A 19,652-nucleotide genomic window follows, 5' to 3' on the forward strand; every position below is an offset into this window, starting at 1 on the left:
CGTGATTACATTAATAAGTAATGTAAATTACCATTTTCATTTAATTGATTGCGAAGTGGTTTTTCATGACCTAGTATAAGACTCAGTTGTCAGTAAATACAATGAATTTATAGCATTTAGATAACGGTAATATAAATTACCATAAGTTGGTTTTCTACTAAAATAATTTAGATACCGTCGTTGTTCACTTAACCTTGTCAAGGATAGACATTATGAGTATCGAAAAATTCACTCCAAATTGGATGACCGAAGAGCATCAGATGGTGCACGACAGCGCCCTTAAGATGTTTCAATCTTGGGATCCCAAAGATGAGCAGTGGCGCAAAAACGGCATGATAGATCGCGATGCGTGGGAAGAGGCGGGCGAGATGGGGTTTTTGTGTGCGGCGATACCAAGTGAGTATGGCGGCGGCGGCGGTGATTTTGGTCATGAGGCGGCGCTTATCTACGCACAGACTGAGGCCAATCAGTCAGGATTTGGCGGGATGGTGCACTCAGGTATCGTCGCGCCGTATATTTTAGACCACGGTACTGAAGAACAAAAACAAGCGTGGCTACCCAAGATGGCAACAGGCGAATACATTGGCGCCATCGCCATGACCGAACCTGGTACAGGATCTGACCTACAAAACATCAAAACCTATGCAGTAAAAGACGGTGATGACTATATCATTAATGGTTCAAAGACTTTTATCACCAATGGACAGCATGCCAATCTGATTTTACTAGCCTGCAAAACAGACCGTGAAAAAGGCGCGCAAGGCGTGTCACTTATCATTGTTGAAACCGATAAAGTAGAAGGGTTTGAGCGTGGACGCAATCTCGATAAAATTGGTCTGACCTCTCAAGACACCTCAGAGCTATTCTTTAGCAATGTACGTGTGCCACAAAAAAATCTACTGGGTACGGTGGAAGGCATGGGCTTTATCCAGATGATGCAGGAGTTGCCGCGTGAGCGTTTAATTATTGCGTTATCTGGGGTTGGCTCGATGAAGCTTGCTATCAATCTAACACTAGATTATGTAAAAGGCCGTGAAGCCTTTGGTAAACCTATTTGGAAGTTTCAAAACACGCGTTTTAAAATGGCTGAATGCTATGCCGATTATCTTGCTGCCAGCACCATGTGTGATGCGGCAGTAGATGCGATGTTAGATGGCAAACTGTCTGTACCGCATGCCTCATTGATCAAATACTGGGTCACCGAAAAACAGTGCGAAGTCATCGACGAATGCGTGCAACTATTTGGTGGTTATGGCTACATGACAGAGTACCCTATCGCTCGTCTATATGCCGATGCGCGCGTACAAAAAATCTATGGCGGTACCAATGAGATTATGAAAGAGCTAGCTTCACGATTTATGTAGACGCTTATATTATAAGACTACGATAATTATTGTTTATTTACAAAATAAAAAAAGGATTTTTTATGACTGAGACTGCATATATTTATGATGCGATCCGCACGCCACGTGGCAAAGGAAAAAAGGACGGCTCCTTGTATCAGGCATCACCGATTTGGCTGACACGCATCTTATTAAAAGAGATGCAACAGCGTCACAACTTGGATACCAGTTTGGTCGACGATGTGGTGCTTGGCTGTGTGACGCCAGTGGGCGAGCAAGGTTCTGATATTGCCCGCATTGCTGCTATTGATGCTGGCTGGGCGCAAAGTGTGGCAGGTCTTACCTTATCTCGTTTTTGTGCCTCTGGTTTAGAATCTATCAATTTAGCTGCGGCCAAAGTCATGTCAGGTATGGAAGACATGGTAGTGGCAGGCGGTGTGGAGTCTATGAGCCGCGTGCCGATGGGCTCTGATGGCGGGGCTTGGTACATGGATCCGCGAGTCAATGAAGCGACGCATTTCGTACCGCAAGGAATAGGTGCGGATACCATCGCAACGCTCAAAGGCTTTAGTCGTAGTGATGTCGATGCCTTTGCCACCGAGTCGCATCGCCGAGCGGCACAGGCTTGGGAGAGTGGCTATTACGACAAATCGGTCGTCCCTGTCACCGATATCAATGGCATGATGCTATTGGATAAAGACGAAACCATCCGTCCTAATACCAATGTCGAGACCTTAGCTGGGCTAAAGCCTTCCTTTATCATGCCGGGAAAAATGGGCTTTGATAGTGTGATATTAGACCGATACACCACGATAGAAACCGTCAATCACGTGCATCATGCAGGCAACTCTTCGGGCATCGTCGATGGTGCGGCCATCTGTTTGGTCGGTAGCGCGGCAGCTGGTCAAAAAGCAGGGTTAAAACCACGCGCCAAAATCACGATGGCGTCAGTCATTGGCTCAGAGCCTGCCATTATGCTGACAGGTCCGACGCCAGCTTGCCAAAAAGCTCTCGATAAAGCGGGCATGCAAGCTTCTGATATAGACCTTTGGGAAATTAACGAAGCCTTCGCTGCTGTGCCGATGAATACCGCTGATGATTTTGGCATCTCGCTTGATATCGTCAATGTCAATGGTGGTGCAATCTCCATGGGTCATCCGCTTGGAGCAACTGGCGCGATGCTAATGACGACCGTCCTTGATGAGCTAGAACGACGCGATCTACAGACCGCTATGATTACGCTATGTGTGGGCGGTGGTATGGGAATTGCCACCATTATCGAGCGTGCTTAACTTTTTTCTAAAATAGACTGAAAACCAATTAGACTAAAACGCAATATACAAAGAATCATTTAAGGGATAAAAATGATGACAAATAACCAGACAGTAGATAGCGTAATGGCCATTAATGAATTAGAAAACTTCTCTGCCCAGCGTGATGACGACGGTATCGTCACCGTCACGATTGACCAAAGCAAACGCAAAATGAATGTCATCGGTGATGGCTTTACGGAGTCGTTCGCCACAATAGTCGATAGTTTCATCAATGATGATGCAGCCACAGGCTTGATTCTCACATCGGCCAAAGCAACCTTTGTGGTTGGCGCAGATATTGATCAATTGAACCAGATAAAGACAGCCGAGCAAGCATTTGCACTGACTGAAGAATTAAAAGGTAGTTTGCGTAAGCTTGAGACCTCAGGCAAACCTGTCGTCGCTGCTATGACAGGAAGCGCATTAGGCGGTGGTCTAGAGCTTGCGCTAGCATGTCATTATCGTATTGCCATTGACACGCCTAAGACCAAGCTGGGTTTGCCTGAGGTGAAACTGGGCTTGCTACCTGGCGGCGGTGGTACTCAGCGCTTACCTCGATTGGTCGGTATTCAAGCAGCACTGGAGCTGATGACTCAGGGCAAAGAATTACGACCATCTACGGCAAAAGACATTGGACTTATTAATGCAATAGCCACTGATCGAGCAGACATGCTGAAGCAAGCAAAAGACTGGATCCAAAATAATCCAAGTGCGCAGCAGCCATGGGATAAAAAAGGTTTTAAAATTCCTAGCGGCGATAGCAAGCATCCGAAGGTGGTTCCTATATTCTCTATCGCCCCAGCCATGGCTAATCAGAAGTCACACGGCAACTACCCAGCGATTACTCATATCATGTCTTGTGTGTTTGAAGGGTGCTTAGTAGACATCGATACAGGGCTTGAGATCGAGTCGCGTTATTTTGCAGCTTGCGTACTGTCCAATGAATCTAAAAACATGATCAACACCTTATGGACGCAGCTGAATAGCATCAAAAAAGGTCAGTCTCGGCCTCAAGGATTTGAGCAGACCCAAACCAAAAAAGTCGGTATCTTAGGGGCTGGTATGATGGGCGCAGGCATCGCTTATGTCACTGCCAAGGCAGGGATAGACGTCGTGCTATTGGACACAGAGATTACCAATGCTGAAAAAGGCAAAGCGTACTCTGCTAATATTTTGGATAAAGCCATCAGCCGACAGCGCGCTACCGGAGAGAAAAAACAAGCTCTCCTAGAACGCATCACGCCAACCGTCTCTTACGATGATTTAGCTAATTGTGATCTCATCATCGAAGCGGTGTTCGAAAATCGAGAAATCAAAGCCAAATGTACCCAGCAGAGTGAAGCAGTGATTTCAAACAAGGCCGTCTATGCGTCTAATACCTCAACACTACCGATTACTGGGCTGGCAAAAGCCAGCACGCGCCCAAACCAATTTATCGGTCTGCATTTTTTCTCTCCCGTAGATAAGATGCCGCTCGTTGAGATTATCATGGGCAAGCAAACCGACGATGCAACGTTGGCCAAAGCTTTTGACTATGTTGTGCAAATAGGCAAAACGCCTATCGTCGTCAATGATAGTCATGGCTTTTATACCTCCAGAGTATTTGGCACTTATGTATCAGAGGGCATTGCGATGCTAGGAGAGGGTGTGCATCCGCGTAGCATCGAAGTTGCCGGTATGAAAACAGGTATGCCGATGCCGCCCTTAGCATTGCAAGATGAGGTGTCATTGAGCTTAGCATTACACGTCAGCGAGCAGCAGCAGGTAGATATGGCAGCCGAAGGCAAGTCCGTTGCTGTGCGCCCTTCTTACGAGATACTAAAGACGCTGGTCAATGACCATGGGCGCGAAGGTAAGAAAAACGGCAAAGGCTTCTATGACTATCCAACAGAGGGTGATAAGCATCTATGGCCTGAGCTGATAAATCTATATCCGCCAAAATCAGAGCAACCGTCGCAGCAAGATTTGGTTGATCGGCTAATGTTTATTCAAGCCAATGAATCTGCCAAATGCTATGAGGAAAATGTCGTGCGCTCAGTTGCCGATACCAATATAGGTTCTATCTTTGGTTGGGGATTTGCTCCGCAGCACGGGGGCACGCTACAGTTTATCAATGCAATGGGCGTGAGTGCGTTTGTTGAGCGTAGCCGTGAGCTGGCTGCGAAATATGGTGAGCGTTTTGAGCCTGCTCAAATCTTGCTAGATATGGCAGCCAAAGGCGAGGCGTTCTCCGATGACTGACATGCATTTATCAAATCATGATCAAATGGCAGACTGTCTACAAGGGTTACGAGTGATCGATCTGACTCGTAATCTACCTGGGCCTTTTGCTACGCGTTTGCTTGCGGACTTGGGCGCAGACGTCCTTAAAATCGAACCCAAACAGGGTGACCCTGCTCGAGTATTTGGTGAGCTCTTCGCAGCTCTAAACCACGGTAAGATGACCGAAAAGCATGACTTTCATGATCCCAAAGCGATTGAGGCGATAAAAGCACATCTGAAAAAGGCTGATGTGATGCTAGATAGCTTTCGCCCAGGTGTCTTGGCAGAAATGGGACTAGATGCTAAGACCTTGCATGTCATCAACCCAAAACTAGTAATAGTGTCAATCACTGGCTATGGCGTAGCAGATTGTCATTCAACAGAAGATGCTGACTCAGAAGATGGCTCTCAAGTGAATCATGACTGGGCCAATAAGGCAGGTCACGATATTAACTTTATGGCTATGAGTGGTGTGCTTGACCAGCTAAAAACAGCGCAGGGTGAGCAGGCCATGCCTAATATCCAGTTTGCGGATTTGGCAGGTGGTAGTGATACAGCAGTGATAGCACTGTTGGCTGCCGTATTTGCCGCGCAGCGTACGGGCAGGGGACGACACACTGCTATTAGCATGACGCACAGTTTGTACAATCATATGGTCATGCCAAAGGTCACAGGCAAACTAATTCAGAGCCTTTCAGGAAATGGCTTAAACGACACTCTACTGCCGCAGCATGACTTTTTGGGCGGTGCATTGCCATGCTATCGATTGTACCAAACCGCTGATAAGCGGCATATGGCGGTTGGTTCCTTGGAGTTGAAATTTTGGCAAGGTCTATGTGAGGTATTGAAGCTGCCGTCGCTTAAAAAAATACACTGGCAACTTGGTATCATGCCCAATAGACCTGAGAGTGAAGCTGCGTCCAACACAATCGCGGAAAAGTTCGCCGGTCAAACGCTTGAGCATTGGCAATGTGTATTTGCAGCAACAGACATCTGTGTGACTCCTGTGTTGAGTTTGCATGAAGCCAAGGCTCACCCTTTGTTTGCGCATCAAGATGAACATCATGCGACGTCAGGGTGGCAGCAAGTGAATTAATAATTGGTATGTCAATAGTTCTAGAGACAAGTGAAAGTTAGATTAGCCCTTGAAGACGATACCAATCCGCTGCTGGCTAGCATCGTCTTTTTAGCCTGTATTATTCTGACTGCCTGTCTAAACCAGAGTGATTGAACTTGTATATTTATAACTGTCTATCTAAAATTGCCTGAATAAGAGACAATACGCCTATAAATCCTAAAGTCTTACGGTACTAAAAAAATAGTAGCACGTTCAAAGGCTCTTAGAGATTGATCAACACAGACATTTAATAAATTTAACTTAAGCAAAAAGGCAGTTCTGAATGACCAAACATAACCCGTATAATTTTTTACCTTTGCAGCCAACAGGTAGAAACGAGACCAATACTGCTAATACTTATGCTCCTGAAGATATGATTAAAATATACGAGCAGCAGTTTCTCATTCAAGTGCCAGAAGAAGAGCTGACCGAGTTTTTGCCAGCGTTAAAAGCATTCTATGATATCGACAACCATACCTTAGATGTCAGTGCCATTATTTTTGATGCAATCGCAGACTCTGCTATCATTTATAATCATAAAATCAAAGTCGGCGACTATCAAATATTAGGTGAGTTGATAGAAGAAGTGATTGAATATGATGAAGAGAATAAAAGTGATGAAAGCACTGAAAACGAAGAAATTCAAGCCTATACATTAGAATGTCAACGTACATTTTTCATCAACGATGTAGAAATACCTTATCATTTCAATCTATTTATTTATGGCGATGGTTATTCTACTTTGACCAAAAAAGAAACCGTACTAGAAAAAATGTATTGGTTTGTCAGAGGTAGATTTGAAGAGGATTTATTAGATGACGCTGAAGATAATGACAGCTTAGAGTCTATTAATGCGCAACTGGCCAGTTTAGGTATTAGTGAAATGGATCTGACGACTGTGGATGAGATAATCAGCTATGTAGAAGGCAGTATCATTGACGATCTAATGGTGGACGAGCTTAATAAACTGTTGGATGATGCTGAATAGTGAGTAAGATAAGTTAGTAGAGTGATCAGCAAAAGAACAGATTTGAAAAATTATATAGCTGAAAAACTAGAAAAAAGCCTCACTGCTCGTATGATGAATGGTGAGGCTTTTTAAACTCACAACCTCATAAATAAGTTCTTTCGTCATCATTCAAAATTACATGACGCTATACATTTCTAGGTTTTTATCCATCTCCCCTCAAAGGGTCAGTCGATTTCCTATATAATGTGAGCTATTTCGTTATTGTTGATCCATTCAATTTAGGCTTTTTTCTTAGCAAAAAACGCTTCTTATCAGGTAAAACGGTGCTTTATGTTCAACGCTTCCTCGACTCGTTTAAATAAATACATCAGCGAAAGTGGTATTTGCTCTAGGCGAGACGCTGACCGCTTTATTGAACAAGGTAATGTATACATCAATGGCAAACGTGCGTCGGTAGGTGATCAGGTAGACGCTGGTGATGCAGTAAAAGTCAACGGGCAGCTTATTGAGCCACGAGAGCCTGATGATTTTATTTTTATTGCGTTGAATAAGCCAGTGGGCATTGTGAGCACCACGGAAAGCTCTGAGAAAAATAATATTGTCGATTTTGTACGACATAGTTTACGTATTTTTCCGATTGGTCGTTTGGACAAAGATTCTCAAGGTTTGATCTTTTTGACTAATAACGGTGATTTGGTCAATAAGGTACTACGTGCTGGCAATAATCACGAGAAAGAATATCTAGTTACAGTAAATAAGCCGTTAACAGATAGTGTTATCGAAGGTTTGGCGGGCGGTGTGCCGATGCTTGGCAAGATGACCAAAAAATGCCCAGTGACTAAAGTAGCTCCTAATGTATTTAACATCACTCTCGTACAAGGTTTGAACCGTCAAGTTCGCCGTATGTGTGAGCACTTTGGCTACGAAGTCGTCAAGCTTGAACGTACGCGGATTATGAATGTAAGTCTCAAGGGTCTTCCTGTTGGTGACTGGCGAGACTTAACCCCAAAAGAGCTGTCTGTGTTACTTAAATCTGTAGAAGATTCCTCTTCGCAAGATAATCACTCAAACAAGAAATCTCGCAATGCGCCACGAAAGAAACCTCGTGCTGATGCTTCGTCAAAGTCAAAACCATCTACAAAATCAGCAGGTGCAGCAAAGGGGCGTAACAAATACGCCAAGGATGATGCTAGAAAACCAGCAGGTTCTAAAAGTAGGGATGGACGTCCTACTGGTCGTGGTAAGCCGTTAGGCAATAATGGTAAATCTGGAGGCAATGGTAAACCTACTACCAATGGCAGGCGTCCTTCAAAAGGACGAGGCTCTTCACGGTAATAATTTTTCACAATGTGACGGCTATATTTATTTCTGAAATAGCAGTAAGCTAAATAACTTTAGTATTAATGAGATAATATTATGTTTAAAATAAAAGTAGAGCGCGTTGTCAAAAAACCGATTGATGAAGTATTTGAAGCACTGAGTGACCATGCCAGTTACGGCTCATTTAAAGCGGTGGGAGTGGCTAAGTTAATAGCTGAAGGTAATGAAGAGCGCAATGGCGTTGGGGCTTTACGTAGCATTCAAACGGGACCCATTAAGTTCTGGGAGCGGATTACAGCGTTTGAGCGTCCTACTCATATGCAATACCAAATCGAAAAATCTAAGCCCATCAAAATGCGACATGATAAAGGCATCATTGATTTAAAAGACTTGGGCGATGGCACCACACACGTGACTTGGGTATCTGAGGGTCGATTGACGGTACCATTGCCATTAGTCGGTCGCCTATTTGACCGTCAAATGCAGAAACAAGGAACCATAGGGTTTAGTGGCATACTCAAATCTATCGAAAGCCGCTAATCTAGCGGCAATGTTGGATTTTCTGATATCACTCTCTAGTGATGGCTTATTTTATTTGAGCTATCACCGTCAGTTTTAATCTGCTTTATTCTTAGCAGCTTCAATCTCGTTAAAACGCGCTAACTGCTCTGGCGTTGCTTTTTGTTGATACTTCTCTTTCCACTCGGCATAAGGCATACCATAAACAAGCTCGCGCGCATCCTCGTATTCGATTTCAATACCACGCTCTTCACCAGCCGATTTATACCATTTAGATAAACAGTTACGACAAAAGTCGGCAAGGTTCATTAGCTCAACATTTTGTACATCTTTACGTTCGTCTAAATGAGCTAGTAAGCGACGAAATGCCGCTGCTTCTAGCTCAATGTTTGATTCTAATTTTGCCATAATATTTTCCTAATTGTAGTTGAGCTACTTCTAAACCAACATGATACTAACGACATAAATATTGCGCAACCTATGTCGTTCTATATTAAAAACGTGCACATCGAAACTCATCATAGCTTCGGCTCATTTGTTTAAACCTTTTTAATCATAATATTAAACCATGCTTCATCTCTATTCGCTCTTTGATCAATCGTAAGCCAAGTTTCTTCTTTGAACTTATGATTGATTTTTTGCTTTAAGGTTTCCCAGCGTTCTTCATTCATATCGCAGAAAAAACGTCCATCCTCAATACGGTCTCTATTGCCATATTTAAAAGATGCGTAAAAATTACTTTCATCTGTCAGCATGGTGAGTAAGTTATCTACTAATTCAGGAAGCTCTTCATAAGGTACATGAAGCAGCGAAGCACATGCCCAAATACTTGTAAATCGTTTATGCCACTTCTGAAATGGAACTTGCTCGAAAGTTAAGCATTGCCAATCAATAATATCATTGTTATGAGTTTTTGCCCGTTCAATAAGCTCTTGACTGCCATCAGTCGCGGTAACATTGAAGCCTAAGTTAGCAAAGTGAATACTGTCACGACCTGAGCCGCAGCCTAAATCTAGTATGTTTTGCTGGTGTACTGGTCTAACAGGCAAGTTGTCTATAAAGGGTTGGTATAGTCGATGCATATCCACACTAATGGTTTGCTCAAAGAATGAATTTGCGTTGCTATTATAAAAATCTAGGGTATTTGATTGATTTATCATGGGCTATATATCGCTGTTCATTATTAGAAGAGACTACTTCCTTGTTGTCTAGGTTGCCAGACATGAATCAAATGTTCTTTTGAAAAGTTGAAGGACTTCTGCAAAAACTGTTGACGTGTCTTCTCATTTATACCCGTTTGATTGATTAAGGTTTCGCGTAGTGGGTGGTGACTGCCAATCAAATATTCGTTGCGTGTATGTAGTCTTTTCAACAACTCAATATTAGGTAATTTAGCAGCTTTACCATCTATACCACGGTTGCAATTAGAGCAAGCAAGCACTAAATTCCAAACCCCATCGACATTAACTGGCCGACAGCAACCAGCGGTTGCTACTTGGGCTTTTAAAGTATGCGGAAAGAAGTGGTCAACGTCTGCTAGCATCACGTCATTAGAAGCAATACTGATTTCTGTAAAGCAGTAAAAGCATCTGCTCTTTTGATATCCGTTTAATGCACCTCTTGAACTGGTAATATCAATGCGGCAATGTTTATTATCTTTAGTAAATAATTGTTTGGTATCTTGGTCAAATTCAACTGAAATTAAACCTTTACTAATATTGAGCTCCCACGCTTTTTCTACCAAGTTCCAACGTGACTCTGTCTCTAAATTTAGATTTTTAGCCGAATTATCAAACACATGAAATAATTTGAATAAGTTATCTGTTAGACGTATTCCTTTATTTTGTTTACGCTCGTCAACAAAAAACTCTTCATTAATTACATCATAAAAACGTTCTTGCACTGCTTTAGTATTGACCACATGAAATGCGTCCAAAACGTATTTAAATCCTTCTTTATTCGTGACATGAATGAGTTCATCTTCGCTAATCTGTTGATGGTTGAATTGAATGCAAGCATTGATAAACTTACTACTACTAAAAGTGCTCTGTTTAGGGCTATGTTTTAGATGTTCACATAGATGTAAGGCGTAGGGCAGCGCTAAATCTTCGAGCGAAATCAAGTCAGAATCTCTCTCTAAGCTGACATCGATTAAAGTTTTGGCAAGCGCGAATTTATAAGAAGCAGTGTTTCTACCAAACAGAATAATAGCTCGCCAGTAATTTTCTAGCGTGGGCTCAACGTCTATGAAGTTCATGAATGGCTCAATCTGTCGTTAATTGGAGTGGACTGTGGTGATAGTCCATTCTAATAGTACTATAACTTTGACAATTGAAATGATATTTCCGCTTTAGATGGTTAGTTCGAAATGGTCACGTTTTGGTCACGGTGCTGATTGTTGAGCTTTTAATATATTAGCTAGACTTAGCAATTAGACTGAATAGCTCATGTTGAAAAACGCTACAGACCTTGAAAATTAGACAAAAAAAAGCCTCACTGTTAAGTGAGGCTTTTTAAGTATCTGGAGCGGGAAAAGAGATTCGAACTCTCGACCCCAACCTTGGCAAGGACGCCGACCAAAGTAACATTGATGTTAATAAACCTGAAGTCTATTACTTTAAAGGGTTTCAGGTTTTTTTATGTATATAAATATTTATGAATTTTATGAATAATAATGATATAGATATATTTATGGACACTGCTATAGTATGGTAATATGACACCAACCAAAATACTATAGCGTGCCTGCCCTATCGACTATAATTGGTTTTGTACTGTATATGCGTTTGACATATGGATTAACGATTATGGCTAAAAATAATAAAGTAACTGATAAGTTAGTAGTGCATGAATGCGCTATTAAACCTTATCAAATATTTTGCGAATTAATCGAGACTGAGTTTAGTGAGTTTTCTGCAAACAAAACATTGTTTCTTGAAGTTGTTGATATCAATGACCAGTATTGGTTTTTTGATGGGTTTAGAGAAGTTAGTATGCTGACTTATTCTAATAAGGTTTCTATTAAACGAGTTAATCTATTTAATGCTGAAATAGAAAGACGTGCTTGGTCTTACTTGATAGAAGAGTTGAGAAATTTGAACCCTATCAATCCTAGAATTTTCGAAGCTATAAAAAACAATATGCCCATCTCAATACAACGTACTTTACTAGGGAGGGCACTGACTATTCAGTACGTGTTAAATGAAAAAAACTTAAAGCGTCATCATTATGATTATCAAGTGAGACATATGCGTAATCAGTGTACTAGTGAAATACCCTCGTTCTCTGAGTTAATTGATGAGGTGCGCTATGCTGATAGTAAGTAATGTGGAAAAGTTAATACCACCCACTGATGATGTTTATACCGATGAAATTAGTAACTTCTTTTTAACTGTCGCCAGCTTAGTCTCAAAGGACTTTATGGACATCACCATTGAGGTTGAACAATTAGAGTTTTTGACTTCAGTATGTTTAAAAAAAATATATAACTCCTACAAAGGCAAGCTAACTAAGCCCGAAAATTTGACTCGAGCTTTTATTGCTAGTACTTATCACTTACCAGAACTTAATGCTAGTAACCCCAGTAAAGAATGGTTGTGGGTCGCTAAATTGAGCCATTTACTAATCTATTTTGCTCAAAATGACTTACCTAGACGTATTGGTGAGACCACGGTTGAAGCTAGAAAATGGATGAATCAAGCAAGTAGCAATCACGGTATTTGGCAGCATTGCTATACAACATTACAAGCTGATACGTTAAAGACTACTTATGAAAGGTTTGAAGGTTATCGAGTCAAACTAGAAAGCAATAATGCTCTTACTCTCAAGTCATTTATCAAAATTTATAGAACCATCGATTTTGCATTCAACAATAGGGATAGCATAACGCGCACTTCCTTAGGCAGAAAACAGACTAAACAGAGCAAAGTTGATGAGCCAAAAACTGAGTATGTGACGCAAATGGATGTGGACGATGATACTGATGAGCTAGTATCAGTCACAAGTTTTGAGAAAACAGAGAGTGGTAATGATATTAATCGTGAACGATTAGATAACCCAAGGCCTGATTTCAATTATATCGAGCAAAAAACGCTAAAAGAAACTGAGAAATTCTCAACAAATCAGATTTATCGAAGGACGCGGGCGAAATTTGCGCATGCAAATAAAAATGAAAGGTTTGTAAGTAGCAATATCCGTCAGTTACCATTAACGGCTATTCAAAATATAGCATTTAAATTGTGGCAGTGGTTCGTTGACTATAATGACAGTGAAGCTGATAGGGACAAAAAACGAGCTATAGCTTATTTGCTGCTTTCTCTATACACGGGTCATTCAGTCGCTAGATTGGCTAATGATATTAATAATAATTATAAAGAAATAATTGATATTAGTGCTCGTAAAGCAAAGTACGAATTTATCATTAATCTAGATATCACGCCACTACGCATTAGAACGACAGGAATAGAGTCAGTTATTGCTAACCGATTGACACAGTTCAAGCTACCAATACCTGAGGCATTGGGCGTCTTTTTAACCTATAAAGGTTATCCGGATTCAGTATTGATTAATGAGGTCATTGCTGATCTACGAGCAACTTTACAGCTGCCAGTTATTAGTTTGGGTAGAATTGAAAAGTCGCTGTACACCATTATCATTTATGAAGTTGGTAGTACTCAACTAGCCACTATCATTACCTCACGTAACAGTAGAAAAAGAGCTGATACTTGGTATAGCTCGCACGATATTAAGAAAGTGAAAGAGGTCTATCACAATGCGATTAAAATTCTTACAGATCGCTGTCACAAAGAGAAATCCAGCGTCGTTGAATATTTATCCAAAGTAGCACTCAGCGATGATGCTATTGGCAGTCAAAACAGCCCTGACTATCCGATCGTCAGTTTATTCATTAACTATCTGTATCAAAAGGTAGTAACCACCACAAATTATAAAGAGAAATTCAATTTTTACAATTTATGGCTTTGGCATATTTCTCTTTTACTAACTTCAATAAGAGCGGTAGAAGGCGCACCGGGTTATCTAAACCAAATAAACTTGCAAGCAGGCATCGCTTGGATTTCTGATAAGGAGGAGCGAGCGACCGCTAACAGTCAGCGCTTAGTGCCTATTTGTTCATTTTTGACAGAAGCTATGCAAAATTTCTTACGTTATCTAGAAAGCTTTGCTAAGCGCTATGGACGCTTAGATTCTAATATTAGCACTGAAGTGAATAAAATCTTTGATTACCAGCGGCCGCTACTAAATTTTATAGATAAAAAAGGCGAGTTTCATGCGCTCAGGCCGGCTATTATTATTAAAGAACTAGATAGTCGTTTTCGCTTTAAGCCAGATTGGACACGCCATGTGGGACAAAAGTTTTTACATGAGCAGGGAGTAGCTGAAGCAGTCATTTTGGCGATTTTTGGTCATGAAATGATGGGCCAAGAAGCGTGGAGAAAAAATTCAGCACTGGCTATAGGGTATATAGTAGCCGCTAAAAAACCTTATCAGCAGCTGGCAGTAGAACTGGAGTTACAGCAGGTAATTTTATGACACAGTTAAAGACTTTACATGGTCATTTGAGGCGCTCAGAAAAAGCGCAGGATAAGCGTAAGCAGGTATTACAGTATACAAAAGAGATATGCCAACATGCTTGGAATGATTTTATTAAAAAGCATCAGTCGTCAGAGGTGATAATAGACGAGCAGATTTATGATTTATATGAAACGCTTCATAACGACATTAAAAAGACCGTTTCATCACATCTTATCCCATTTGCACTATTTGAGCGCAAGCGTTTTTTCGATAACATTAATGAATCGCGTAAAAAAAGACACCTGCCATTATTACCAAAGCCCATCATTGCTGTACGTCCACAGCGCCCAAAAAACATCAATGATTTTGATGAGTTTTTATATCTGACTAAAGCCCAGAATGTTGTTGCACAAGCATTTGATAAGTGGCAGCAGAGAAATACCTTTTCATTACTTGAGAGCGTCAGCTGGTTTTTATTCTCACTCATTAGTTTTGCAGGATATAACGATGAGCAGATACTCCAAGAGGTTTATGACTATCTAGAACAAAAAAAGCCTATTTATCAGATGTCTGATGACATGCTGGTCATGCCGATCAGACTACTATCATCCGACTATGGCAATGAGCTTGTTACTACAGAAAATGATTTAGATGAGGTGTATCACACACGCCTGATAATTATAGATGATATTAGCCGTTTGTGGCTGCTCAAGCTACAACGCCAGCGTCAAGCGCAAAGCGACTTTCCTAAATACCGTCAAATTATTAAAAGGCTAGGTGAGTTTGTTGGAGAGAACTTCACAGTTAAATCAATCCATAAATCTAACTATTTACAGCACATTGCAATCTCTGCCAGACGTGTATTTGGATATTCAACTGGTCCAAGTGCTAACAGGTCAGCAAAAGCAAACATCAATATCAACATCGCAACTACTTAGGTATTTTCAGAGCATTAAAACATCCAAGGTGGTTCTGTCTGATGAGCATGTTAGTAAATTAATGATCGGGCCTAGTACTAGTAACAATAGTGATAACGCACTTGATGCTGTCAAAGTCGAACGGTTTAGGTCTGATGCAGTTAAAGAGATACGCACGATACTTAATAACGATAAAAAACAGGTTCAACCACAGCTAGTAAGTCTACTAACCCAAAACCTATATCCCAATCAACAACGATTGGTTAGATGGATGTTGGATCTGTGTATTAATGGAAGGAAAATTAATACTTTAAAGCGGTATTTGTCCGAGATCGGGAATGGATTTATTGCGGGGACACGCACTGCTGACTTTTTGCAATGGTCAAAACATGACTATCACTATATATATAACGAAATTATTGCAGAAAAGAACCCAAATAAATTAGGGTATACAAAAACAGTTATTTGCTCGCTGCATGATTCTTTAAAGAAGCATAACAAAGCGCCTGAAATCGACATTAGAGGAGGCGGTGATGCGCAAATAGTGTCGAGCTACCTGATTCCTCAGAAAGTTTATCATACTATTCTTGATTGTATCGCTGAGCAACAAGTGCTGAGTGAGTACTATAAACAAGCGCTTAGTATTGTGACAATACTGTTATACCGTACTGGCATGCGTATCAGTGAGATTTTGGGACTACAAGTTACAGATATCGAATATGACAATCAAAGCTTTACTGAATACAACGTTATTGTTCGCCCTAACGCGCATAGAGACTTGAAATCAGATGACGGCACACGGCGAATATATTTATCAATATTACTTTTGTCAGAAGAGCTAGAAGATTTTAAAAGATTCTTTCACTTAAAAAAGCGACAGTCTTCTCGTTACTTATTTACTTTAGCGTATCAGTCCTCTGTTATGTCTCGTTATAGTATTGAGCAGCCACTAAAACGCATACTAGAAAATACTGCTTATCACGACATTACTCTGCACAGCTTTCGTCATAATGCGATATCAAATATGGCGCTTATACTTAGATGTAACCCAATGCTAGTCATGCAGTTCACAGATTATGATGAGATAAAAATCTATGATATTAAAACTCATTTTTTAGGTAGGGTACGCAGCGTCTCGACAAATTACTGGGATGCACTAATGGAGTTTGCCGGTCATGCCGATCTCATCACGACTTTTAGCTCATATATTCATACTGCTGATATCATCGCAAGTCATCAATTGCAGCAGGCTAAATTGTCCCTGCCTTTGGACGTTGTTAATAAGTTGATTGGCACCAGTCGTATGGACTTAAAGCAGCATAACAAAAATGCTTTGGAGAGCAGGGACAACGCTGTTGATCTTAATCGAATCAGACAATACGTGAATCGTAAGGTTAATTGTGAAAAGTTAGTGCTTGCTAATAAGGTGAAAGTACCACTATTAAGTAATAGTTCTATTGATACTGATAAAAAGCAGTATTCAGCAGTGTTTGGTAGATATAGTCGTGAAATGATAGAAAAGCTTTTATGGGACATTGAGGATGGTCAAACGCTAGGTGAGGCCAGTAGTTTAAACTTTAGGTACGATGATGCGTTGATGATTTATGAGCGAGCATTGAACTTAGTTAAAGATACTGAGGGCAATCTAAACCATAAACTGGTCTCTAAAAAACGTAAACAACGCTCTGACCATATTTTACTAGCGCCAACACCGCTGCATTACCATGAAGAGCAAGCCTTAGTGAGCTTATGCTTTAATAATCTTGAAAAGTTATATGAGGCTAAGGAAGGCCGGCGTAAGGTGAAAGAGATGCTTCAAGTCTTTAATGAAAAGGTTAATAGCTCTAAAAGTGAGATTCGTTTTACTTTTAAGCAAAAAAAGAATTTCTATAAGTACTTAAGTACTATGTGTCAGATACTACCAAGTAAGCATTGGCGCGTTAATATCAGCTGCCTTAAGTCAGAGCCTTATCTCAATGAGAAGAATAAAAATGTATATCGCTCTGTTGTTGATAAATCAGCTAAGCTCAAAAAAATAGAAGAGTTTGAAAAGGACATGCCTGAATTCGAAGGTGACCTAATTTATTTAGACACTTACAACGGCTATTCATTAACACTTATTAGTCCGCTACAGAAAAAGGGTAAGGCAAAATTATCTTCTGCTTTGATGAGTTATGTTTTGCATTTTTTGCTCATCGTAGATGGTTTGACTGATTGATAGCTCTTAAGTTTAGTTGTATGGATTTGACAGCAGGAGTCAGGTTACTTGATTAAATATTTTTAAGTAAGTTTCTACAGGATTTACAGCTTCTGCTTTAAATTTCGCACTGTATTGTTGCTTTTTCTTAGTCATGGCAAATTCCTCATCAAATAGTTAGTTTACCAAGTTTACTTATAAAGTTCCTTCAGCATAGATTACTTTGAAAACTGAACATTAATCAAATTTTTCTTGTTATATGTGTTGATTTGTTGCAACATAGTATGTTGCTAAAATAACTGTTTGTAATATATTGTAAAGCGATGAAATATCCTTGCCTTCTCAATATTATCATCTTGAAATTCATTTAATTAAGATTTGGAAAAAATATGATTGATATCATTAAAAGACCAGGAGGAGCTCTAGCTACTCGTCCATTACATTTTATATGGATAGCAGACTGCTCAGGTTCGATGCATGGAGAGAAAATAAGCTCATTAAATTTTGCTATTCGAGAAGCATTGCCTGCTATGCGATCCGTAGCAGATGAAAATCCAAACGCTGAAATCTTGTGTAGAGCTATAAGCTTTGATACTAACGCTAAATGGCATATTAAACAGCCGACATCTATTGATAAGTTTGATTGGATAGACTTACCAGTTGGGGGACTAACTTCAATGGGCGCAGCGTTAAAGTTGGTAGCTGAAGAATTAGCAACAGAGAAAATGGGTGATAGAGCTCTTCCGCCAGTTCTAGTTTTATTATCTGACGGATCACCTACTGACGACTTTAATAGTGGTCTTAATGCAATAATGGCTCTACCTTGGGGTAAAAAAGCAGTTAAGTTATCTATTGCTATAGGTGCTGATGCCGATACAGACGTTTTGCAACAGTTTATCGGGCATGATGAAATGAAACCTTTAATTGCTAAAAATGCAGCACAATTGGTAGATTTCATCAGATGGGCTTCTACTGTCGTATTAAAAGCTGCTTCATCTCCTGATAGTAGAACGCCAGGTCAAAAAGCCTCAAAAACAAACGTTCCACTACCACCGCCACCCGTTACCGATATTGACTCACCATTAGATGTTTTCTAGTAAGGAGCAAGCTTTGTCCACTTCCGAACTCAAAATCCCTATTCATACCTTGTCTCAAATAGGCGCATCTCATGTACGTCAAAACAAACCTAATCAAGATCATGGTAAGTGTGATTTTCTAATATTTGGTGATGAGATATTACATATTCTATCTGTATCTGATGGACATGGCAGTGAGCGTAGCTTCAGGAGTGATCAAGGCTCTAGAATTGCAGTTGAATCTACGATAAAGGTATTAAAAGAAATATTTTTTAAGAACCTTTCAGTCAGTGAGCTAAAAACACAAAGCGACTTCATTATCGGAAGAATAATCCATTACTGGAAGCAGGAAGTAAAGCAACACTTTTATAAGAATACTTTGACAGAGTCAGAAGCCACTCTGTTTGACGAACAAAATCATACTGAAGAGCAGGTGACTGAGAATATTGAAAGAGCTTATGGCGCTACTTTGCTTCTCGCAGTTATTACACCAAATTATGTATTATATTTACAAATTGGTGACGGTAATATCTATGCTATTGAAGCATCAGGTAAATCTAACATTCCTTTTCAACCTGATTCAACAATCATAGGTAACGATACACACTCTCTTTGTGAAAAAGATGTTAGAAAATACATTCAGATAAAAATAGTACCTCATGATGATCTGCCTAATTTTGTTTTTTTAACGACTGATGGTCTTCCCAATAGTTTTGCTACAGATGATGAGTTTTCTTCGGCTGTTGAAGGCATATATAAGACAATTTGTGAGTATGGATTAGAAACTGTTTGTGAAGAAATCCCGCGCTGGCTACAAGAGTATACAGAGCAAGGTTCAGGAGACGATATTACTATTGCTTTCTACTATAGAAATAGACTTAAAAATAATAATACTCTCGAAGTAGCACAAGAGATAAGCCAAGAAGTAGCACAAGAGACAAGCCAAGAAGTAGCACAAGAGACAAGCCAAGAAGTAGCACAAGAGATAAGCCAAGAAGTAGCACAAGAGACAAGCCAAGAAGTAGCACAAGAGATAAGCCAAGAAGTAGCACAAGAGACAAGCCAAGAAGTAGCACAAGAGATAAG

16 protein-coding genes are annotated in these 19,652 nt (G+C 40.4%); 13 read left to right on the plus strand and 3 right to left on the minus strand.

Annotated elements, in window-relative coordinates; genetic code table 11:
* The first annotated feature begins 212 nt into the window (after positions 1–212).
* The 7 genes from ACQKCG_RS07030 to ACQKCG_RS07060 all read left to right on the plus strand — a co-directional run bounded on the left by ACQKCG_RS07030 (position 213) and on the right by ACQKCG_RS07060 (position 8,865).
* Complete coding sequence (locus ACQKCG_RS07030; RefSeq protein WP_414559411.1) at positions 213–1,364, plus strand: acyl-CoA dehydrogenase family protein; 1,152 nt, start codon at positions 213–215, stop codon at positions 1,362–1,364.
* 62 nt (positions 1,365–1,426) lie between these two features.
* Positions 1,427–2,635 carry an acetyl-CoA C-acetyltransferase gene (locus tag ACQKCG_RS07035; protein ID WP_427585337.1) on the plus strand — a complete coding sequence of 403 codons (1,209 nt, stop codon included), beginning with the start codon at positions 1,427–1,429 and terminating at the stop codon, positions 2,633–2,635.
* Between the two features lie 105 nt (positions 2,636–2,740).
* The gene (locus ACQKCG_RS07040; protein WP_414559422.1) at positions 2,741–4,897 is read left to right on the plus strand and encodes a 3-hydroxyacyl-CoA dehydrogenase NAD-binding domain-containing protein; all 2,157 of its coding nucleotides are present in this window, start codon (positions 2,741–2,743) and stop codon (positions 4,895–4,897) included.
* Entirely contained in the window at positions 4,890–6,014 is a 1,125-nt protein-coding gene (locus tag ACQKCG_RS07045; protein WP_414559409.1) for a CaiB/BaiF CoA transferase family protein, read from the plus strand. The genes ACQKCG_RS07040 and ACQKCG_RS07045 overlap by 8 nt, the downstream gene beginning before the upstream one ends.
* Before the next feature lie 304 nt (positions 6,015–6,318).
* On the plus strand, positions 6,319–7,023 hold the full coding sequence (locus tag ACQKCG_RS07050; protein WP_414559408.1) for a hypothetical protein: 705 nt from the start codon (positions 6,319–6,321) through the stop codon (positions 7,021–7,023).
* Between the two features lie 312 nt (positions 7,024–7,335).
* Positions 7,336–8,340: a 23S rRNA pseudouridine(2604) synthase RluF gene (rluF, locus tag ACQKCG_RS07055; protein ID WP_427585338.1), complete on the plus strand. Its 1,005-nt coding sequence runs from the start codon at positions 7,336–7,338 to the stop codon at positions 8,338–8,340.
* A gap of 81 nt (positions 8,341–8,421) precedes the next feature.
* A complete protein-coding gene (locus ACQKCG_RS07060) occupies positions 8,422–8,865 on the plus strand; it encodes an SRPBCC family protein (RefSeq protein ID WP_424510983.1) in 444 nt (147 codons plus the stop codon).
* A gap of 75 nt (positions 8,866–8,940) precedes the next feature.
* Here ACQKCG_RS07060 and ACQKCG_RS07065 read toward each other — a convergent pair whose 3' ends face one another.
* From ACQKCG_RS07065 to ACQKCG_RS07075, 3 genes are all read right to left on the minus strand, one after another.
* Entirely contained in the window at positions 8,941–9,252 is a 312-nt protein-coding gene (locus tag ACQKCG_RS07065; protein WP_427585339.1) for a DUF1244 domain-containing protein, read from the minus strand.
* A gap of 131 nt (positions 9,253–9,383) precedes the next feature.
* The gene (locus tag ACQKCG_RS07070; protein ID WP_201570193.1) at positions 9,384–10,004 is read right to left on the minus strand and encodes a class I SAM-dependent methyltransferase; all 621 of its coding nucleotides are present in this window, start codon (positions 10,002–10,004) and stop codon (positions 9,384–9,386) included.
* A gap of 23 nt (positions 10,005–10,027) precedes the next feature.
* A complete protein-coding gene (locus tag ACQKCG_RS07075) occupies positions 10,028–11,101 on the minus strand; it encodes an HNH endonuclease (RefSeq protein ID WP_427585340.1) in 1,074 nt (357 codons plus the stop codon).
* Between the two features lie 550 nt (positions 11,102–11,651).
* Between ACQKCG_RS07075 and ACQKCG_RS07080 the strand changes: the two genes are divergently transcribed.
* The 6 genes from ACQKCG_RS07080 to ACQKCG_RS07105 form a co-directional block, all read left to right on the plus strand.
* Positions 11,652–12,170 carry a hypothetical protein gene (locus ACQKCG_RS07080; protein ID WP_379544615.1) on the plus strand — a complete coding sequence of 173 codons (519 nt, stop codon included), beginning with the start codon at positions 11,652–11,654 and terminating at the stop codon, positions 12,168–12,170.
* On the plus strand, positions 12,154–14,394 hold the full coding sequence (locus ACQKCG_RS07085; protein ID WP_427585341.1) for a hypothetical protein: 2,241 nt from the start codon (positions 12,154–12,156) through the stop codon (positions 14,392–14,394). The genes ACQKCG_RS07080 and ACQKCG_RS07085 overlap by 17 nt, the downstream gene beginning before the upstream one ends.
* Positions 14,391–15,314 (plus strand): hypothetical protein, encoded by a 924-nt coding sequence (locus ACQKCG_RS07090; RefSeq protein ID WP_427585343.1) that lies wholly within the window; start codon positions 14,391–14,393, stop codon positions 15,312–15,314. The genes ACQKCG_RS07085 and ACQKCG_RS07090 overlap by 4 nt, the downstream gene beginning before the upstream one ends.
* Entirely contained in the window at positions 15,262–17,511 is a 2,250-nt protein-coding gene (locus ACQKCG_RS07095) for a site-specific integrase (protein WP_427585344.1), read from the plus strand. Before ACQKCG_RS07090 ends, ACQKCG_RS07095 begins: the two co-directional genes overlap by 53 nt.
* A 368-nt stretch (positions 17,512–17,879) precedes the next feature.
* Positions 17,880–18,587 (plus strand): vWA domain-containing protein, encoded by a 708-nt coding sequence (locus ACQKCG_RS07100; RefSeq protein WP_379544612.1) that lies wholly within the window; start codon positions 17,880–17,882, stop codon positions 18,585–18,587.
* Between the two features lie 13 nt (positions 18,588–18,600).
* Positions 18,601–19,652, plus strand: a 1,052-nt coding sequence (locus tag ACQKCG_RS07105) for a PP2C family serine/threonine-protein phosphatase (RefSeq protein WP_427585345.1), incomplete at its 3' end; no start/stop codon positions are given.

Origin of the sequence: Psychrobacter sp. NPDC078929, from assembly GCF_050267985.1 — a bacterium.
Taxonomy (GTDB): Bacteria; Pseudomonadota; Gammaproteobacteria; order Pseudomonadales; family Moraxellaceae; genus Psychrobacter.